Consider the following 20435-nt stretch of genomic DNA (forward strand, 5'->3'; position numbering starts at 1 on the left):
GGTGATAGGGATGGATTATTCAATCTAGTTTGAAAGGGTGATTCCAATAGACGGACAACAAAAGAAAAAAGTCGCTATCCATATTTCCAGGTCGGACGGAAAAGGGACATACCCCGCACGCAGAGCAGCCATGATTGCAAATGCCTTGGCTGACGAAATCGATATCGTATACTTGTGCGGAGCGGATTCTCCTCCAGCGCCTGAGGGATTTAAAACAATGCCTACTCCAACCAATGCGCTATTTTTACAGGCGCTTACGACACTCAAACCCGATCTTCTTCTCCGCGATAGCGGCTCTACTATTCAAGAGGAGATTGAGAAGATAACCGAACTCGTTCCCTCCATCATCCATTTCGATGATTTCGGGGACGGCGGTAAATGTGCTGATCTCGTGTTTCAGACATTGTATGTCGAATCAAGTGATAGTGCTCCGGACCATTATGTACTTGGACGAGAGAGTTTCATTGCGGACGAAAAGATGGCACCAGTGAAACATATCGGACTTCGCAAAGCTCAAGTAGGTCCACTTCCCCACTTAGTAATTACTTTCGGCGAAGAAGATGAAGGTAACTTGACGTATCGGGCGTTACGGCATATCATGCAACTCCAGATTCCACTCAAAGTGACTGTTCTCGTCGGTGAACAGTATGCCCATGATACGAGCACAATTCGCATGATGGCACTCGAAAGACGAAACACAACCGTATTGGTGCCGCCGTACAACTTCGCCGAAATCTATGCGTCAGCAGATATCGTTCTATGTGCATCCGGCTATATGCCTTACGAAGTCGCTGTAATGGGTATCCCTTGTGTCGTACTCGCACAGAACGATTTTGAGCTGGGACTGGCCTTTCCAAAAGAACAGCATGGCTTTATTCATCTCGGACTTGGTCGAAAAGTGAAGCAGTCGAGCTTGCTCAACGCAATCATGGAACCGCTTCTCCACGAATCTTTACGTAAAAAGGCAATTGCCCGACAAACCGCACTAGGGCTCGGTGATGGAAAAGATGCCGTCTGTGAAGCGATACGCTATTATCTTGAGTATCCGAAGCGCAATACTAGCGGCGGAGCAGGAAAAGAAACCTCCGATATGCTACACTGAAGAAAAAGCTGAGGTGCTATTCATATGAACAAACGTCAAGTGGAAACAGCAATTGCTGAACTCAAAATGGATTATATCAATCTGCAAGGTGATATAGAGAAACTCGAATCGACAGGCAATAATAGTTATGTCAAGAAAGCTGAACTGCGCCTTGCAACAATGGAAGCAAATTTGGCGGAACTGAACAGGCAACTTGCTGAATTTGAATAAAGAAACGCGCTGGAGCTAGACACTGCTCCAAGTTGAAAAACTTATACATTCTTATCTTTGAGCAAAAAGGCTATCCCGGACAAAGGATAGCCTTTTTTTATATGCATTTTTCATTCGACCATATATGCTCCGGTACCGCTCATATACGTTCAGCAACCGATCATTATACCGCGCCGACCGATCACAAACATTCCACAACCGATCATACGCCAACACAAACCGCCCCTAAAAATATTCTCCATATCAATAAGTCGTCAATTTCAGTAGTTTCTGCAAACCATAAATACCTCGTTGAAAGAAAGTGAAACCATCTTGAAATTCTTCTACGTCAAGTGTGTACAGCGCATCTTCATTGTTCCATAGTCTATTAAAGTAAGTCTCTATCTCTTGAGTTAACTCACTGTCATTCGGAGCAATGACCCGCAGATTTGCTTCCAGATTATAATTATCAAGCGTGCGTTCAGTCAAATTGGCAGAGCCGTTCGCAATGTATGTTTCCTCAGCTGTCTGAACAACCACGAGTTTTGTATGGTATTGACCAATAACCGTATTGTACCAGCGGACACCAATTTTCCCATCCGTTTCTTCCAGCATCTCTTGTACAACCGGTCTGTTCGGCAATCCCGACTTTTCATTGCCGAAAGAGTTTTCATTCGGATCCAAAATCATTTTCACATCGACGCCTCGGTTTGCCGCATCGATAAGTGCATTAACAAGATCACGTTTTGCAATGAAGAACATCCCAACTCGAATGGTATCCCCTTCTTGCGCTTTCGCGATATCGCCAAGAAGTCCATCCAAGATTTTCTTCTCCGTTAAATATTGGACGGCATAGTTCCCTCCGTCCTGTTCCTCCACTTCAACACGAGGCAATGTGCCGCCATTTGTAAAATTGACGACTGCTTCTTCCGCTTCTAATATATCGTTCAGCACATCGCCTTTCACCTTCAATGCCACATTGCCGTGAAAACCGCTTGCATTATGCGGATTCCCTGAAGATACCAGAGCTTCTTTATCCGTTACGACGGTCTTGCGATGGTTCGCTTTGACATTTAGTAACGTAATATAAGAAGCCAGCGTCATCTTGGGAGCCTTGCTTGACATTGCGTTTGCAATCCAGCCTGTCTTCTCAAAATCCATCCAGTGGAAAATAGACCTGTATAATCCAGAATAAATCGGGATTGAATCACGGAGCGGTTCCAAGTCCGTATAGATGACTTCAATTCCCGCATCTTCCATCTTTGTGAACCATTCTGTTTCATAAGAACCATATCCTGTATTTAGCGGATCGGTTATAAAAATAATCGGCATATCGGGATGGTTCTGTTTTTTCTCTACTAGTTTCTTAGTCATCGTCTGCACAATTTTAGGAAACTCAATGTCTTCATCATAATAATGATCGAACAGGAAATAATCAAGGACGATAAATTGTTCAGCACGGTCGATCATTGCGTAAACTTCATCGAAAATTGCCAACTCATGCACCGTACTGTCCCCTTCTTTATTTTTTGCATAAGTCAAGTCTGTAAACATCTCAACTTCGTCCGTCCAGTGCAAATCACCTTCGTATGAAACGCCTTCGGGGAGTTTTTTATATGTATTCAATAAAATTACACCTATATAAAAAAGAGCATACACTGACAGCACCATTACAATAATTCGCTTTCGCTTGCTCCAGCCTAACTTTTTATTCTTTTTCATCATACAACCATCCCCATTCAAACATATATATCTATTTGACTAAATTCCCTCTTTCACTTTCCTGCAAACAAAAAGCACAGCCTTCTGCGGCTGCGCTCTTAGGCGGTAACGTATTCGTGCACTGCAGTATCGGCAATCATCAGTTCTTTCAAATACTTCTTCGCTCTGAATAGTCTAGATTTCACCGTACCAATTGATACCTTCATCACTTCTGCAATTTCAATCAACGAATACTGATGGACATAAAAATACTCAATTGTTTTTCTGTAAATGACATCCAGTTCGCTGATTTTCTGTTGGACAATTGATTGAATATCGTTTTGTTCCAGCAATTCCGCTGGCGTTAAACTATCACTTGGAACCAAATCAAGAATAGGAACGTCTAATGTATCAGGCTGATTCATAACGTGTTTACTTCTCCTGACATCTTTGCGGTACCGATCGCGAAATGTGTTCATACAGATAGTTGTAAGCCATGCTTTCATATGTTCAACGCTATCCATCCGATTACTATAACGGACAACTTTCACCCAAACGTCCTGCATAAGATCTTCTGCTTCTTCTTTATTTCGTGTCAATTTAAGACATAGATGATATATGTAACGGCCGTATTCGTCGTGCAGCCCATTTAAATTTATGTTCATAAGATAACGCCTCCGTCTTCTTCCTGTTGTTCTTATTATCGGCAATTACGACCTTTCAAACCATCGTATTCGCTTTCAGTTCACTTACAAACGTGTAAGGAAGAAAAGCGGAAGGTGCCGTTAAACTCTGACAGGCATAAGACGGTTTGCTAGGAGGCGTACCTCAGCCTCCGTAGCGAAACGGCTTATGACCCGAGGAGTTGGCGCCTGAAGCTGGACATATAGAAAAGCGGAAGGCGCCGTTAAACTCCGACAACAAATAAAAATGTCCCCATAACCGTTATAACCGGTTATAGGGACATGCATGTTTATTTAGTTTTAGTCTTCACGAATTGTAATCGTCATACGGATAATCCGGTTTCGTTCCATTTCTTCAATTTCAAAATGCAACTGGTTGTATGTGAAACGTTCACCTTCTTCAGGAACGTGACCGAGCTCTTGCAGAACAAAACCACCGAGTGTTTCATGGTCCATTGGCAATGCTATACCAAGGAGATCCATCGCATCCACGATTTCAAGCCTACCATGACAGACTAAAGCAGAATCCGTCTTCTCATAGACAAGTACTTCTTCATCTTCATCTGTCTCATCCTCAATGTCCTGGCCAATCATTTCTTCGATAATATCTTCGTGAGTTACAATGCCAAGTGTTCCACCGTACTCATCCAGTACGATTGCCAAATGCTTCTTTTTCGCTAGCATCATCTTAAACACTTTTTCAACACTTGCCGACTGTACAACGTAAAACGTATCGCGGTCTATTAACTCACTTAGTTTCTGTTCGGGGTTCATCGACCATTCGATGAACATTTTAGAATAGAATACACCCGAAATCGTATCCATACTTTCTTCATAAACCGGATAACGGGTATAGGAATGTTCCAATATCGTATCCCGGACTTCTTCATATGTCGCTTCAATCGGTAAACCAACGATATCCATCCGGTGTGTTTCAAGAACATCAGACACATCTTTTTCGGCAAAATCGAGTACTTCCTTCAATCGATTCGATTCTTCCTGCTGAAATGTTCCTTCTATAGAAGCGATGTCAACCATCGATCGCAGATCATCTTTAGTGAGCGTCGCCTTTGTCACCGCTCCTTTTGAAATGATGCGGATGAAAACATTTGTGAACGTTCCTAGTAACGCCGTTAACGGTGTTAATAATTTCACGAGCAGTGTAATCGACGGCGCAACCATATAAGCGACCCGATCGGCAAATGTCGCGGCAATCGTTTTCGGTAATACTTCCCCGAAAACGATGATAATAACGGTCAAGACCCCTGTCCATATACCGACGTTAAGCCCCTTGTCGATTGCAATCATTGTAACGATAGTCGGCATCATAATATTCGCGATATTATTTCCGATCAAAATTGCTGTAATCATTCGGTCCGGTTTCGAAATCAGTTTCTGCAGCTTAATAGCTTGCTTGTCTCCCTGATTTGCCCGAAACTGGACCCTTCTCCTGTTTACTGCTGTAAGTGCCGTTTCACTCCCTGACAGGTAAAAAGACAGGAATAAAAATAATCCAAGTGCGATAAACAAAAGCGATTCCTCCCGGAAATGAGATCATATTTATATATTCGTCCAATTAATAACTTTCAAACAGCATACCATATTATTCTTATTTACGTTTGTCTTTCTACCTCAATATCCTTTCCATCTGATATACTATTTCTATTCACGAAATAATATGAAATGAGGGATTGTGTTGAATCATTTAGAAACGCTTGACGGTTATTTTAAAGAAAAACGGGACGAGCATCTCGAACAATTAAATGAGTTCCTTCGTATTCCTAGTATCAGCTCGTTATCGGAACATAAAAATGATATGCAAAAAGCGGCCGAGTGGCTTCTCGCTTCATTCAAAACAGCTGGGCTTGAAAACCTTTCAATCGATGAAACAGATGGACATCCGGTTGTATACGCAGATTGGCTCCATGCGGAAGGTAAACCGACAATTCTTATGTACGGGCATTATGATGTCCAACCAGTCGATCCATTGAATTTATGGGAAACAGGCCCATTCGAACCTGAAATACGCAATAATAAATTATATGCGCGCGGTGCCAGTGATGATAAAGGACAAGTATTCATGCACATCAAGGCGGTTGAAGCACTTATTCAACTGACGGGCAGTTTGCCAGTAAACGTGAAGTTCATCATTGAAGGTGAAGAAGAAATCGGCAGCCCGAACCTTGAGAAATACATTGAGGCCAACAAGGACAAACTTGCGGCTGATGTCATCGTTATTTCCGATACTGGTATGCAAGGACCGGGTCAACCTGCAGTATGTTATGGTCTGCGAGGACTATGCGGTGTGCAAATTGACGTCCAAGGCGCGAAAAGCGACCTTCACTCCGGTTTGTACGGTGGCGGTGTCCAAAACCCGATCCATGCGCTTGCTGAAGTACTGGCATCGTTCCGTGACCAGGAAGGGACTATTGCAATTGAAGGATTTTATGATAACGTCCGTCCACTGTTAGACGAAGAGCGTGCAGCTTACCAAGCACTCGGCTTCGATGAAGAGGAATTGAAAGAAGAAATCGGCGTGACGGAACTTTTCGGAGAAAAAGGATATTCACATCTTGAGCGCACATGGACCCGTCCGACACTTGAAGTTAACGGCGTCTTCGGCGGATTTTCAGGCGAAGGCATCAAAACCGTATTGCCGGCAGAAGCAGGCGCTAAAATCACATGCCGCCTCGTTCCTGACCAAGACCCGGATGAAATCATTGCTAAGCTAACAGCCCATATCGAAAAACATAAACCAGCAGGCGTAACCGTGACTGTAACCGAATTTGACAAAGGAAAACCGTTTATCACGCCATTCGATCACCCTGCAATCCAGGCAGCAGGTCGTTCGTATGAAAAAGTATATAAGGTGCCGACTGCCTATACTCGCGGCGGCGGATCGATTCCAATCGTTGCAGCATTCGATGAAATCTTAGAATTGCCGGTCGTCTTGATGGGCTTCGGCCTGGCGTCGGAAAACTTCCATGCGCCGAACGAACATTTCCACCTGGAGAACTTCGATCAAGGATTGCGTGTCATCGGCGATTATTATTACGAAATTGCCGGTTTCGAGAAAGATGAATTGCAAAAGTGATAAGTAAACTGAATCCTCCTTGTGAGGATTCAGTTTTTTCGTGATTTAATTCACTTTTATAACGCTTTTTCCAAAGCTTTACACGATCTTCAACGAAATAAACAATGTTGCTGATGAAGTAAACAATGTTTCATTGGAACTTTGCAACCTTTCATTAACACCAAACAACACTTTGATTACTTCATAAAAAATACCCAGTCCGCATTAACAAATGCAAACCGGGCTAAAATCGCTCCTATTTTAGGCTTCTGTTTCTGCTTCCTCTTCGTTTTCCTGTCCGTAATACGTGACGAATTCGTCAAGTGATTTTCGGGGGCGTGCCTTTGGTATTTCATCAAAATAACCGAATTGGAGCATGCTGATAATTCGCTCGCCCTGCTTGACGCCAAGTTCTTCCCTAAATTTCGGATTATCGAGGAAGCCAGGTGTTTTCCAGCATGTGCCGATTCCTTTATCCCAAGCCAGAAGTTGCGTGTTCATAATGAACATGCTAGCCGCTGCATAATCTTCAAGGCGTTCTTTCTGCCGTGCGTCTTCAGGAACAATAACGAATGCAACTGCACCGGGTCCTGTAAATTTCTTCATTTGTTTCTCAAGGTCTTCTTCCGAGAGTTCTTTCCATTTCGGAACGCCATATTCACGCAAAATATCGAGGAATTTCACATATCCCTTATCAGCAGCTACAACAAAGCGCCACGGATTTCGATTGCCATGATTTGGTGCCCATGCTGCGTCTTCAAGCATTTCGGCAATATTTTCCGGATCAACCGGCTGGCCGTTAAAGTTCTTTATTGAACGACGTGAAATAATCGCGTCTCTGACAGACAAAGCTTGCTCATTCATTACTCATTTCCCCTTTACACATACTTCGACCATTATACCTTAATTGTTCATTATTAGCGAAACCGTTTGAAGTTGAATGTATTCAACGTTTTCAGAATACAAGATTATTACTTTTCATGGTATAGTAATAACAATGCAAACTATTATAAAAAAGGATGATTTTATTCATGAATAAAAAGCCCTTGGCGTGGATTGTGGATAGTACTGCGTATATTCCAGATGAACTCCGACAACACCCAGACTTCTTTTCCGTACCTTTAAATATACATTTCGGTGAAAAACAATTTGTCGATGGTGTCGATTTAAACCCACAGCAACTTTACGAGAAAATAAAAAGTGCTGACGAATTCCCAAAAACATCACAACCTTCAGCGGGTGAATTTGCCGAACGGTTCAAGGTCATTGCAGAACAGTATGAACAAGCTATCGCGATTCATGTATCTAGTAAAATGAGCGGAACGTTTGCTTCTTCTACAGCAGGTGCTGAAATCGCTGGATTCCCCGTTACGTTTATCGATTCACTGTCCTTATCCTATGGAATTACTGGATTAATTAAACGGGGCATGGACATGTATGACGGTGGTTCCACTGTTTCTGAAATTGAAACTACGCTGAATAAGATGGCCGGGTCGGTGCATAACTACATCTTAATAGGACAACTTGAGCAATTATACAAAGGCGGGCGAATGAGCGGTGCACAATTTTTCCTTGGCAGCTTATTGAAAGTGAAGCCCGTTGTCCACATTTCGAAAGATGGCGAATTAGAAGCCATCGAAAAAGTGCGATCCGAGAAAAAAGCAATGCAATACTTGGTCGATAAAGTAGCCGCCGGTCACCATACAGGCAGAAAAAAAGTCTATCTGATGCAGGGCAACGTTATGGAGCAAGCGGTGCATTTGAAAAACTTGCTGCAGCAACAGGTACCTGATCTTGAAGTGGAAATCGGGGATATTAGTTCCGTGCTCGCGGTTCACGCAGGCGAAGGGACGCTCGCTATTTTATGGTTTGACTGAATTTAGAAAAGCAGTCCGTCTCAAGTTGACGGACTGCTTTTATCGATAAGAAAATAAGATATTTCGGCATAGTAATGACTAGTACTAATGAAATTAAAGGCACAATATGCCGAGACTGAGCGGCGCCTTACGCTTTTCTTATGAGAAATGGTCGTTGATTTTGAAAAAGATATATTTTGCATTTGGTGAAAACATATACGAGTCTTTGTATGCCCAATCGCGATGTCTCGCGTCAAACGTATGGGCATTAACAAGTGGAACTGTGCCGTCTTTTGCGGTAACTATTGTTGTATGATTAAATTTCCCATCGCCTTCGAAGTCATAGGCTATAACATCCCCTAATCCTAGTTCCTCAGCTGAAGAAACTTGCGTTGCCGTCAACCCTTTTTTTGAACCTGCTAAATACCAACGAAGTGAATGCGCTGTCGACCAACTGAAGCTCCAGTTTCCACCTCGAATCCACCACCCGCCTTCGCGATTTGGATAGCCGTGCATCGGAGCCCCGCCAGCCAGCAAACATTGTGAAATATAATTCGTACAATCCACATCGAACGATGGAAATGCCGGATTACGGCTATTCCACCACATATCCGCGTACTGGACAGCCGCTGCCCTGTTATACATTGTCAATCGCCTCCCTATGCTATCGTATGAAAACAGAGCTGGCGGAATGCGTTTAAGGGAGTTGAAAACTATAACGAGAACAAATCCATTTCTAAATACATTTCATTTACCATGGCTGGTTGGCTACCAGTACCTTCGACTAAAAATGTTGTACTTTTGTAGTAATAAGGCAAAATTGCGATAAAAATCTAGTATTAATAGTAGCTCCTAGACAACCTAACCGATATAAACACTTTCACATGTTCCAGCTGCTGGTTCATAAAAACAATGATCTTTAAACTGACCAGTAAAAGGCTGACCATACCATGTTGGAGGGCATGGAGCATACGGATTAAAATACCAAAGAGCATATTTCCCTGGGTGGTCTCTCCAGTAATCCAAAGTCTGTTTTGCTAATCTTTTTTCAACAGGTCTCGCTCTTTCATAAAATAAATTACCTTTCTGAACAGCTTCAAAAGAATAATTTCCTCCTTGTACTTGAAAAATGACATCTTCAATAGACCTTAAATCTCTGAAGTCCGGACAATCCGCCACAAGACGATTTACAATTACATTTCCAACATATAACATTCCTTGTTGACCTTCACCTTCGGCTTCCGCTCTCATCATCCTTGCCATTAAGTCAACGTCTGAACTTCGGTATTTTACTCTTGGCATTTTTTCACCCCAAAATATATTATGAAAAAAAGCCTACATCGATGTCATTATTAAAGAAATAGGAATGATTAGTTTTTAATGCTTACAATTTTTAAGTAAGATGAAAACTACGGCATTCTTTTTATACCTTTATTCAACTAAACGGCGTCAGTAAAAATGCGCCTCTTCTTATAGTAGAAACTCCACTTTAGTTGAGTAAAAAGAAATATTCCTATGGGACAAATGTTTATATGCTAAAACAAAAAGAACCCTTACACGTCAAGGGTTCAAAGCATTTTATTACTATATGGAACATTGGGGGTTCGAACCATCAATTTCAAAAAGTACAGTAACAGCAGGCTTTTCATGGGTTTACAAGCATTTTTATAATCGGCTGAATACGGGTTTGACTACGGTTCATCAAAAAATTAGACATAAATACGCTTCAATGATTGTACTCAAAATAGGGCAAGGTCAATTAAATAGAGAGGTTCAACATCTCTAATATAGAGGTGTTTTTTTATGTAGTCATCGATAAGAAAAGGATAACAAATGATACAGCGCAACGTTGTAATCAATCGACGTCCTCTGGTTGGCTGGTAAAACTTAATATAGGTAGGCTACATCTAAAGAAATTTTTAGTCCTCTAATCCCACTTACGTATCTTTGGTAGGCAGTAAAAGTAAGCTCAGTGTCTTCCTTTTCAATTAGACAATACTCCAGAAAATTTAATGAACTTTTTAAATTATTTATATCTATAGCACCGATAGTTGTAGGTTTTTTGATACTTTCTAATTTCTCAATGTACCTTTCATTTCTAACTTTATCAATCATAGTTATTAATGATGCTTTAGTAAGTGTATCAATTTTTTCTGGAGAATGAATAATTTGTAAATTAAGTTCTAAATTCTCTACACATACTTTAAAGTCATGTAACTCTCTTCGGGTACTATCTTGTCTACTATACTTCGCTAATTTATATGCCGATTTGCTACTCAGAAACACCCCTAGGAATGCTCCTATTAAAGTAAAAACTCCTGATATTATTGCTGGTATCATTACATCAGGTTTTTGCATTACTTCTAACCATTCACTCAAAACTTTCCACCTCTTCCCTTCGCATTCGCTTAATCTTGCCCTGACGCGTCACAATCCAATGTTTTAGTACAGTTCAATAATAGGCACATTGTCAGCGTTTCGGCATCCTGGGACTATGCCACATGGAAAGCGCCATGTATCATGTAGTTACACAGGAAAGCCCTGTCATCTACGCGCTTGTATCGGTTCAAGTAGCTCATACAATTTCCGAAGTGAATTTTAAAAATAAAATTCGACGTACCACGGGACTCGTCACCCCCTCTTTTCCACAACCATAATTTCCCTGTTAAATAAAAAAGAGACCTAATGAGCGATAAAATATTGAATTTTGCAACAAATTTTTCTTATCATTTACTTTTAATCATTTTGTTAATCGCTACTAACATATCATTATTTTGCTTAAGAAGTTCAATCTCTTTATCCGATATTTCTTCAACAACTTGGTATTGACTTTGCGTAAGATGAGCTATTTCGCCTTGATCGTCTTTAATAAGCACCTGATTAACATTCGCTACTCTGTACACTGTATAGGCCTTTTCCAACGATACATTATTGAATGTGTTTGCTCTATTCGGCCTTAGCGTTTTAATATCTGTAGGAATGTACAAAATCCTAATTAAATCATTCACCTGAGGCTTTATCTTAAAGCTTTGATATTTTTTCAACTGACCTTCTGAATTCACTAATTTGAATATACTCATCCTACATCCCTCCATCATAAATTTGATAGTAGAAAAATTATTTTTTGCTTAAACGTTCTCTAGCGGCATCGAAATCTTCATTTTCTCTTATCTCTATTTTTTTGATTAGCCAATTATATTTATCCATAATTCTCTCTTTTTTTTCCACATTCATCTCTCGAGCTTTTATCTCATTAATAATTTCTTCAACTTTTGTTTTTAATACAGGCAGTTTTGCGCTTTTCTCATATTTCGTTTTAACTATATATTGAAATAGGTCAGCATAGTACCTTCCATCGTCATCTATAGCATAGTTATAAAACACCAATTGCTCATTGTCTTTGACATCCAATTTCTCAACAATTGACTCGTCTAATATGACACGAGGATAGACAGCTTCTCTTTCTTCTAAAGTCGCAGCTAGATTTAGTGCTGGGCCAAAAATAGTATTAGTTTCTTTATTATAATAAATATCTCCCAAAACCATTGCTCCACGTATTACAACTTTATAGTTCAGTAAAAGGGTATTTTGCGCACGTTGAACAGCATCCAGCAAATTATTAACATAATCAGTGAAGTCTGATTTTTCATCCCCCCCCATATCTCGATGGGGCTCGAATATTTGAATAATAGAATCCGAAAAATTAATACTGTAACAGTTCTCAAATGGCTGTTCGGAAGATAAGTATACTGTTCTTAAAATATCATCTATCAGTCCAGGAGTATTGTTATCAATCAAATCTTTAAAACCGAGAATATCGAAGAAAATAACGATTTTTTGGCTATATTCAACACTTCGTTCGTTGTTCATATTTATCATTCCTCACTTTTGTGCTCTTGAATAGCGTCAATTACTCTTTAGTTCATTATACCTCAATTACCACAATAACCAATTATCAATAGCCGGTTTACTACTTATAGATTACGGACGCTCATCATCACGGTCATTGAGCCAATTGTAGAAAGGCACAGGACGTACATTTGAAGCCTTGTCCTCCACCTGCAAAGTATTTACCTTCTTATTTACAAGGCGTTCCACAACCTTGCTGTACGCTCCCACAAACACCGCTCTCAATGTACTGCTCACCTTGCCCCCGCAAGCGTCTAGGAGAGAATTCATATGGCTAAGAAAAAGAAATCAATAATTGAAAGTTACGAACTGAAAAACGGTGAGAAACGTTACATGTTTCAGTTATACATCGGTGTCAATCCGCTAACAGGAAAAGAACAAAGAACAACTAGACGAGGCTTTAAAACACAAAAAGAAGCCCAGTTGGCTCTATCTCGCTTACGACTGGAGATAGACAACGGGACTTTCAGAAAAGTATCGGTTGAAACTTATCAAGATTTGTATAATTTGTGGATTGTACAATATGAAAAGACTGTTGAGCAAAGCACATTTGTTAAAACAAATGAGCTTTTCGATAATCACATCTTACCAGTGATGGGCAAATATAAGATAGATAAAATCAACGTAGATGTGTGTCAGAAACATGTGGATGAATGGGCTGTGAAGTTGAAGAAGTTTCGCGCGATAAAAGCGTATGCATCGAGGGTCCTAGACTTTGCGATTAAACGCGGCTATATAGAAACAAATCCGTTTACCTATGTAGATATGCCTGCCGCTGCTTCTAAGAAGGTTGTTGTAACCAATGAAGATGAAGCAGAGAATTTTTATACTCGGGAGCAACTTATCAAGTTCCTATCTTGCTTAGAACAAGAAAGTAACTACAAAGCGTATGCTCTCTTCCGATTACTAGCGTTCAGTGGCATGCGTAAAGGTGAAGCGTTGGCCCTTACGTGGAATGACCTGAACTTAACAACAAACGATCTACGCATTAATAAAGCACTTTCACGAGGTAAGGATAACAAGCTTTATGTGAAATCCACAAAGACAGGCGTTGCCCGTACAATCAAAATGGATGATAACACAGTGGCCATCTTGAAGGTGTGGAAGAAAAAGCAGAAGCAAGATTATTTAATACCGGGCTTTAATACGTTGCAGCCGAAGCAACTTATTTTTAGTAATGAGCGCAACGAATACATGCAGCCTACAAAGACACGCAAGTGGATTGTACATGTACAGGATAAATATGAGCTAGGCACAATCACAACTCATGGTTTACGTCACACGCATTGTTCATTGTTATTTGAAGCTGGCGCAAGCATTAAAGAAGTACAGGACCGTTTAGGCCACACGGACATACAAACGACAATGAACATCTACACACACGTTACGAAGGAAGCGAAAGAAGAAGCAATACTTAAGTTTACCAACTACATTAAAATGTAGATAAATGACTACGGGTTTGAATACGGTTGAATACGGTTCAATGAAGTCTGATGAACTAAGTAAAAAGAAAAAACCCTTGATATACAAGGGTTTTGACGTTGTTTGACACTCAATGAATTTGTACTATGGAGCATAGGGGGCTCGAACCCCTGACCTTCACACTGCCAGCGTGACACTCTCCCAGCTGAGCTAATGCCCCGAATCTTTGGTACAATAAGGATTATAGCAATAAGCTTCGAAAAAGACAATAGGCAGGAGGAACGTCTATATGCAGCATGCAGAGAGAGAAATTACCGGACCCGTTGCGTTATGTAACGACAAAGGGTTATTAAATCCGGAAGCAATCGGTTTCGCACGTCAGCCTTTCATCCAGAGTAATTTGAAGAACCATTTCATGCGTAAGAAGAAGTGGAATTATTGGTGTGTGTACGGGGAAGATTTACTGTTTTCCGCGACGATTAGCCATCTCGATTATGCAGCTGTCTGCTTTGTCTATATTCTGGATTACGAAACGCAACGTTTTTATGAAAAACAAATAACAATTCCAATCGGACGAAATGTGAAGATGCCTGAGAATGTACTGGATAGCGTCAAGTTCGTGAATGATAATCTGACCGTTCAAATCATACATATCCAAGGTGAAACACATCTGTCCGTAACAATTCAAGACTTTGATAATGAAGTTCTTCATGCAGATTTCAATATTGCTCATCCTATCGACGATGAATCGTTGAATGTCGTTATACCTAAAAGTCGGGATATTTTTCAATTCACCGCAAAGCATCATTCATTGCCGACATCAGGATTTGTTAAAATCGGTGACAAACGCTACGATTTTAACCCAGAATACAGTTTTGCTGTTCTCGATTACGGCAGAGGCGTCTGGCCTCGCAAAGCAGAATGGAACTGGGCAATGGCCTCACAACGTCTCGGCGGTCGCCGTATTGGGCTTAACTTCGGCGGTAAATGGACGGACGGGACGGGCATGACTGAAAACGCAGTGTTTGTTGATGGAGCAATGACCAAAGTTCACGAAGATGTCCTATTCACCTATGACAAAATGAACTTTATGACGCCCTGGAAAATCCGTACAAAGTTTACTGATACCGTCGACATGACCTTTACACCATTTTTTGAACGAGTTTCTTTGACCAATGTCCGGCTCGTACGCACTGAAGTCCATCAAGTGGTTGGCTATTTTGAGGGGACCGTACGCTTACAGGACGGTTCCATGCTACAAATCCGTAACATGCTCGGGTGCTCCGAAGAACACATTGCCAAATGGTAAAATCCGATAGTATCCTTTGCACTTTATATTTCCTTCTTACTGACCGGCTAAAATGCCGGTTTTTTTAAATTGAATTGAGACTTTTGTTTAGAAAGTTTGTTTTTAGGCAAATTAATAAGTATGAGTACAAATAGGAAAGGCAGTGATTTTTATGAAAAGCTTAAATGTTTTAGGTGTGGCCTTAATTTCGGGTGCATTGCTGTTAGGTGCGTGTGGAAACCTCGGGAAAAATGCGGATAAGCCGAATCGAGAAGAGGCAGATGTTACTCTTGAACGTGAGAAGGAAGGCGGTTCCATCGAAACGGGTGATGGATTCGGCTTTAATACATTCGATCTTGAAATCGACGTCGACGGAAAAGATGCAATTGACGTTGATTATAATGTCGAGAAAAAAGCGGAAGCGGAGTATGAAAATAAATTAATGAATATAAAAGTGAAAGATAATGAAGCGATGGATGAGCTTAATTTGCTCTTTTTAGACATTCGTATTACGAAAGACACGCCTGAAAAAGAAGTGATTGATAAAATCCTCCAGTGGTATGGCTTAGATTCATACTCAAAATTCGATCTTGAAGTCGAATTTGACGATGGAACAACACTTGATATTGAAAATGTAAAATAAAATAGGATAACTCTAAACTTGAAAGTGAAAAGTGTTCGATGTTGCTAACAGGACAAAAATCGAGTTTTAAAAAACTTATTATTCTATAGAAAGAGGCTACAAGGACAAGTATCCTTGTAGCCTCTTTCTGTTTAGACAAACCGCTTCTGCTTTTCTTTATGTCTAGCTACAGGCGCCAGCCCCTCGGGGTCGCAAGTCATTTTGCTGTGGGGGCTAAACGGCGCCTTCCACTTTTCTTTATGTCTAGCTACAGCGGCCAAACGCTTGGGTCATAAGTCGTTCCGGCTAGGAAGGATTGAAATGCATCCTTCCCGGGCAAAGTACGCCACTTCGCCGGTACGTCTTATGCCTGTCGCGTCTGTGCAGGCCGCTTCCGCTTTTCTATACTTTCGATTCTAGTAGCATGTTATAAAATACGCCTTGCTGTTCAATCAATTCTTCTTGGTTTCCGGATTCAATCAGTTTCCCTTGTTCCATGACATAGACAGTATTTGCTTTCCGTACTGTGTTCAATCTATGTGCAATGACGAAACTGGTTCTGCCCTCCATAAGGCGATCAAGGGCTTCTTGGATTTCCAGTTCTGTCACAGTGTCAATGCTGCTTGTTGCTTCATCGAGTAATAAAAGGACCGGGTCTGCAACGAGTGCTCTCGCGATTGACAACAACTGCTTCTGACCTTGAGAAATCTCACCGCCATCCGCTGTCAATACAGTGTCATAGCCATTTTCCAACCGACTAATGAAACTGTGCGCATTGGCCTGTTTTGCCGCTTTGATGACCTCTTCATCTGTTGCATCAAGTTTTCCATAACGGATATTTTCAAGTACTGTCGCTTCAAAAAGAAATGGGTCTTGCAAGACGAATGCAGTCTGACTGCGAAGCGTTTTTCGCGGCAATTTGCTAATCGGAATGCCATCGATGTAGATTTCTCCTTTATCGACTTCATAGAACCTGGCAAGCAACTGCATAATGGTTGTTTTCCCTGCGCCTGTTGCCCCGACAAATGCAGCCGTTTCCCCTGCCTTTACATGGAATGATAAATCATTAATGGTATAGCCGTCTGTTTCGACTGCATAGCCAAAGGAAACGTTGCGGAATTCTACGTCCCCTTGTAGGGCCATATCCGCATATTCTGTCGCTTCATCCTTCTCAACCGGTTCATCCATGATTTTGAAGACCCGCTCCGCTCCCGCGATTGCCGATAGGACCGTGTTGAATTGGTTCGCGAGATCATTAAGCGGACGTGTAAACTGGCGTGCGAACTCCGAAAAAATAACGATTGTTCCGACCGTTACAATTCCGTCTCCTTTTAGTGCTAGCAATCCCCCCACGCCTGCAACGACCGCAAAACTCGCGTTGTTCAACATATTCATCACTTTTGGTATAAAACCTGAATAAGTCAATGCCCAGAAACCGGTGCGGCGAAGGCGGCCACTTTTCTCTGCAAACTCTTCCATTACACGTTCTTCCTGAGAAAATGCTTTGACAATACGCTGACCGGAAATCGTCTCTTCGATCATTCCGTTCAATTCACCTACCGCCTGCTGTTGTTCTTTAAACAACAGGCCTGTACGACGTGTAATCCACCGAATCGCGACGAACATCACTGGCACAATAATCATCGTCAGCAATGTCAGCAGCGGGCTTAAGTAAAGCATGACCGCAAATGTTCCTGTCAGCGTCAAAATGCTTGAAAACACTTGAATGAAAGATGAATTCAGTGTTTGGCTGACGTTTTCTATATCATTTGTGATGCGGCTCATCAGTTCTCCGTGCTGCCGTTTATCGAAAAATGTGACCGGTAACTTTTGAAGATGCGCAAACAGGCTCGTCCGTAATCGGAAGACAGTTTGCTGGGCAATGCCGACCATCCAATAGTTCTGGAAATACATCGCAAGTGATAAGCCGATGTAAATCGCGATCAGTAACCCGATATTGCCACCTACCCCCGCGAACTCCATTGGAATAATATAATGGTCAATAATTTTACCAATCATCAACGGTCCTAGCAGCGCTAAGACTGAACTGACGAAAACAAGCGCAAGGACAGCAATGAGCAGACCCCGTTGTTCATCGACAAGTTTCCAGATGCGAAAGAGAACCGATTTCCAGTTACTCGCGCGTTCTTTTTTCTTTTTTCCTTTGCCTTGAATATCCTCTTTGGATAGAATCGGCTCGTAGCCGAACGGTTTACGAATTGCGCGTAACATCGGCTGCCACCTCCTCATCGGATTGAGATTCCGCGATTTTCCGGTACAATGCGGACTGCTCCATCAAGTCCTCATGCGTTCCGTAGCCTACAACTTGCCCTTCATCCAAAAGAAGGATCTTGTCAGCTCCTTGTGCGGTCCGGATCTTCTGCGTGACAACAAGCATTGTCGCTACTTCTCCTTCAAGCGCATCCCATAATGCCGTTTCTGTTTTCACGTCCAACGCACTAGTACTGTCGTCAAGAATAAGAATGGACGGTTTCCGGACGAGCGCCCTTGCGATGGATAGACGCTGTTTCTGTCCGCCAGATAAGTTCACACCTTTTTGCCCGACCCGGGTACCATATTTCAGCGGGAACAAGTCAATGGATTCGTGGATTTGCGCTTTTTTAGCCGCCTCCTCCAGTTCGTCGACATGCGCCTCCGTATCACCCCATGATAAGTTGTCCAAAATCGACCCTGTGAATAAAATCGATTGCTGTGGAACGAATCCGATTGTATCTCTCAAATCTTTCAGCGGCCAATCTTCCACTTCTGTTCCGCTGACATAGATTCCCCCTTGTGTTTTTTCAAAGATACGTGGAATTAAATTAAGCAATGTAGATTTTCCGGATCCCGTTGCCCCCATAATGGCGAGCTTTTCCCCCGGTGAAACATGGAATGACACGTTATCCAAGATCGGTTCTTGCTTACCCGGATACATGAACGATACGTTCTCGAAGCGCAAATCACCTTCATTGTGCAATAGTCCTGTGCTTTCTGAACTATGAATTTCCAAGTCTTCATTCGCAAGTAACACTTCTTCCATCCGTTCAGAAGATGCTTTTGCACGTGAAAATGCCACAATGATAAATGAGAACATAGAGAATGCCCCCGTCATGCGCATTGCGTAATTGACGATTGCAACTAGTTCCCCCACTTGTGCGCCTCCATCGCGTACTTCAATCGCTCCGAACCATAACACCGCCATTAGACTGGCATTCATGACAAATAGAAGGATTGGTAAAATGAGCTCCATCGTCCGCATTGCTTTGACAGTATCTTTTCTTAACAGGTCGGATACTTTTGAAAAGCGACTGGCTTCATACGCACCGCGTAAAAATGCTTTTATAAGTCGTACAGCCTGTAAATTTTCCTGAATGACCCGGTTTACACGGTCAAGCCTTCTCTGGACTCCGGAAAAATAATTGACCCCTTTTTTTGCCATGAAATAGAGGAAAATCAGCAGAAATGGTGCTCCTACTACGAGGAATAATGCTAGTTTTACATTGACGAAAAAGGCCATAATTAAACTTCCGATCACGAGCAATGGCGCACGCATCATAATTCGCAGCCCCATAAACAGGACGTTTTGAGCCATTGTGACATCACTTGTCAAGCGTGTAATGAGGCCCGCAGTTGGGAACCTAAGGAACGTCGCCATGGAAAAAGCCTGTACTTGGCGAAAAAGTGCCTGTCGCAAATCAAATCCAAAACTTTGTGCGGCATGTGCAGCAAAGAAAGAATTGATGGCCCCCGAAAAGAAAGCAACAAACGCCAATGCCATCATGACGCTTCCCCATGTCCAAATTACTGTCTCATTGCCCGCCATAATGCCATCATCGATAATTTTTGCGATGAGCATAGGCTGAATCAGCTCTACTGATAATTCCAATAACATAAGAAACAAAGCGATTACGATTGGCCACTTGTATGGCAATGCATAAGAAAAAACTGTCTTCATCTTTTTGACCCCCAAAAACTCTTTCGTTTTACGAATTACTTCTCGATAGAACTTATTATGCCATAGCTGTAGAGCTGTGTATAGCCAATTCGACTGAATTGTAGGATATCTTAAAATCGTTTGATGATGCCTGAAGTCCTACTTCGGGATACGCTCACAAAAAGTACCAAAAACCTTTTTAACAGTTGTATTTCATTTTCCATTCACGTATAGTACATTACAACAGTAATGTACTATATAGTGGGAGGTGACGTGAGTGCTTAACATGGACGGTTCGAAACCAATTTACGTCCAAATTGCGGAATGGATTGAAACGGAAATAATCGATGGTACTCTTTCGCCCGATGAAAAAGTCTATTCCCAATACCAACTTGCAGAACTCTTCAATATAAATCCCGCCACAGCCGGCAAAGGGCTTACGTTATTGCTCGAAGCGGAAGTTGTCTACAAGCGGCGCGGTCTGGGGATGTTTGTCATTCCTGATGCCCGCAGTAAACTGCTCGCCAAACGAAAAGAAGAAACACTGCGGCGACTAATTGAAGAACTGCTCAATGAGGCTACGCTTCTTGGTGTCGATGATACACATCTGCTATCGATGATAGAAGCGGAGCGTAAGCGAAAAAAGGGGGAATAAA

The 20435-nt window shown here is 41.8% G+C and carries 19 protein-coding genes and 1 tRNA gene; 8 read left to right on the forward strand and 12 right to left on the reverse strand.

The annotated features are described in order from the left end of the window. The first annotated feature begins 37 nt into the window (after positions 1-37). Both MKZ11_RS01700 and MKZ11_RS01705 read left to right on the forward strand, forming a co-directional pair. Positions 38-1102, forward strand: a complete 1065-nt coding sequence (locus tag MKZ11_RS01700; protein WP_340792336.1) for a PseG/SpsG family protein — start codon at positions 38-40, stop codon at positions 1100-1102. A 24-nt stretch (positions 1103-1126) separates the two neighbouring features. Next, on the forward strand, positions 1127-1312 hold the full coding sequence (locus MKZ11_RS01705; RefSeq protein WP_340792337.1) for an SE1832 family protein: 186 nt from the start codon (positions 1127-1129) through the stop codon (positions 1310-1312). Positions 1313-1555: 243 nt separating this feature from the next. Here the strand turns inward: MKZ11_RS01705 and MKZ11_RS01710 are convergent, their stop codons facing one another. The 3 genes from MKZ11_RS01710 to MKZ11_RS01720 form a co-directional block, all read right to left on the reverse strand. Further along, positions 1556-3013, reverse strand: a complete 1458-nt coding sequence (locus tag MKZ11_RS01710) for a phospholipase D family protein (protein WP_445326966.1) — start codon at positions 3011-3013, stop codon at positions 1556-1558. Positions 3014-3111: 98 nt separating this feature from the next. After that, positions 3112-3657, reverse strand: a complete 546-nt coding sequence (locus MKZ11_RS01715) for an RNA polymerase sigma factor (protein ID WP_340792339.1) — start codon at positions 3655-3657, stop codon at positions 3112-3114. Between the two features lie 318 nt (positions 3658-3975). Beyond that, positions 3976-5205 carry a CNNM domain-containing protein gene (locus tag MKZ11_RS01720; RefSeq protein WP_340792340.1) on the reverse strand — a complete coding sequence of 410 codons (1230 nt, stop codon included), beginning with the start codon at positions 5203-5205 and terminating at the stop codon, positions 3976-3978. Positions 5206-5371: 166 nt separating this feature from the next. On the opposite strand from MKZ11_RS01720, the gene MKZ11_RS01725 reads away from it, so the two are divergent. Further along, a complete protein-coding gene (locus MKZ11_RS01725) occupies positions 5372-6769 on the forward strand; it encodes a dipeptidase (RefSeq protein ID WP_340792341.1) in 1398 nt (465 codons plus the stop codon). 240 nt (positions 6770-7009) lie between these two features. Here MKZ11_RS01725 and MKZ11_RS01730 read toward each other — a convergent pair whose 3' ends face one another. Then, entirely contained in the window at positions 7010-7612 is a 603-nt protein-coding gene (locus MKZ11_RS01730) for a nitroreductase family protein (protein WP_340792342.1), read from the reverse strand. 167 nt (positions 7613-7779) lie between these two features. On the opposite strand from MKZ11_RS01730, the gene MKZ11_RS01735 reads away from it, so the two are divergent. Further along, positions 7780-8625, forward strand: coding sequence for a DegV family protein (locus MKZ11_RS01735; protein ID WP_340792343.1), 846 nt, complete (start codon positions 7780-7782; stop codon positions 8623-8625). A 138-nt stretch (positions 8626-8763) separates the two neighbouring features. Here MKZ11_RS01735 and MKZ11_RS01740 read toward each other — a convergent pair whose 3' ends face one another. The 5 genes from MKZ11_RS01740 to MKZ11_RS01760 form a co-directional block, all read right to left on the reverse strand. Beyond that, on the reverse strand, positions 8764-9249 hold the full coding sequence (locus MKZ11_RS01740; protein WP_340792344.1) for an amidase domain-containing protein: 486 nt from the start codon (positions 9247-9249) through the stop codon (positions 8764-8766). Positions 9250-9465: 216 nt separating this feature from the next. Beyond that, positions 9466-9906, reverse strand: coding sequence for a cell wall hydrolase (locus tag MKZ11_RS01745; RefSeq protein WP_340792345.1), 441 nt, complete (start codon positions 9904-9906; stop codon positions 9466-9468). A gap of 585 nt (positions 9907-10491) precedes the next feature. Further along, complete coding sequence (locus tag MKZ11_RS01750) at positions 10492-10983, reverse strand: hypothetical protein (protein WP_340792346.1); 492 nt, start codon at positions 10981-10983, stop codon at positions 10492-10494. A gap of 347 nt (positions 10984-11330) precedes the next feature. Continuing rightward, positions 11331-11684: a hypothetical protein gene (locus MKZ11_RS01755; RefSeq protein ID WP_340792347.1), complete on the reverse strand. Its 354-nt coding sequence runs from the start codon at positions 11682-11684 to the stop codon at positions 11331-11333. Positions 11685-11721: 37 nt separating this feature from the next. Next, on the reverse strand, positions 11722-12474 hold the full coding sequence (locus MKZ11_RS01760; protein ID WP_340792348.1) for a hypothetical protein: 753 nt from the start codon (positions 12472-12474) through the stop codon (positions 11722-11724). A gap of 309 nt (positions 12475-12783) precedes the next feature. On the opposite strand from MKZ11_RS01760, the gene MKZ11_RS01765 reads away from it, so the two are divergent. Further along, complete coding sequence (locus tag MKZ11_RS01765) at positions 12784-13956, forward strand: site-specific integrase (RefSeq protein ID WP_340792349.1); 1173 nt, start codon at positions 12784-12786, stop codon at positions 13954-13956. Positions 13957-14082: 126 nt separating this feature from the next. Here the strand turns inward: MKZ11_RS01765 and MKZ11_RS01770 are convergent. Further along, positions 14083-14155 (reverse strand) — tRNA-Ala (locus MKZ11_RS01770). A gap of 69 nt (positions 14156-14224) precedes the next feature. Between MKZ11_RS01770 and MKZ11_RS01775 the strand changes: the two genes are divergently transcribed. Together MKZ11_RS01775 and MKZ11_RS01780 are read left to right on the forward strand one after the other, a co-directional pair. Next, positions 14225-15244, forward strand: coding sequence for a DUF2804 domain-containing protein (locus MKZ11_RS01775; protein ID WP_340792350.1), 1020 nt, complete (start codon positions 14225-14227; stop codon positions 15242-15244). Positions 15245-15395: 151 nt separating this feature from the next. Continuing rightward, a complete protein-coding gene (locus MKZ11_RS01780; protein WP_340792351.1) occupies positions 15396-15866 on the forward strand; it encodes a YusW family protein in 471 nt (156 codons plus the stop codon). 381 nt (positions 15867-16247) lie between these two features. On the opposite strand, the gene MKZ11_RS01785 is transcribed toward MKZ11_RS01780, so the two are convergent. Both MKZ11_RS01785 and MKZ11_RS01790 read right to left on the reverse strand, forming a co-directional pair. Then, on the reverse strand, positions 16248-18077 hold the full coding sequence (locus tag MKZ11_RS01785) for an ABC transporter ATP-binding protein (protein ID WP_340792352.1): 1830 nt from the start codon (positions 18075-18077) through the stop codon (positions 16248-16250). Further along, a complete protein-coding gene (locus MKZ11_RS01790) occupies positions 18058-19800 on the reverse strand; it encodes an ABC transporter ATP-binding protein (protein ID WP_340792353.1) in 1743 nt (580 codons plus the stop codon). The genes MKZ11_RS01785 and MKZ11_RS01790 overlap by 20 nt, the downstream gene beginning before the upstream one ends. 265 nt (positions 19801-20065) lie before the next feature. Here MKZ11_RS01790 and MKZ11_RS01795 point away from each other — a divergent pair, with 265 nt between their 5' ends. Beyond that, positions 20066-20434 (forward strand): GntR family transcriptional regulator, encoded by a 369-nt coding sequence (locus MKZ11_RS01795; RefSeq protein ID WP_340796887.1) that lies wholly within the window; start codon positions 20066-20068, stop codon positions 20432-20434. Position 20435: the final 1 nt, after the last annotated feature.

This window comes from Sporosarcina sp. FSL K6-1508, from assembly GCF_038007465.1.
In the GTDB taxonomy this organism is placed as follows: Bacteria; Bacillota; Bacilli; order Bacillales_A; family Planococcaceae; genus Sporosarcina; species Sporosarcina psychrophila_B.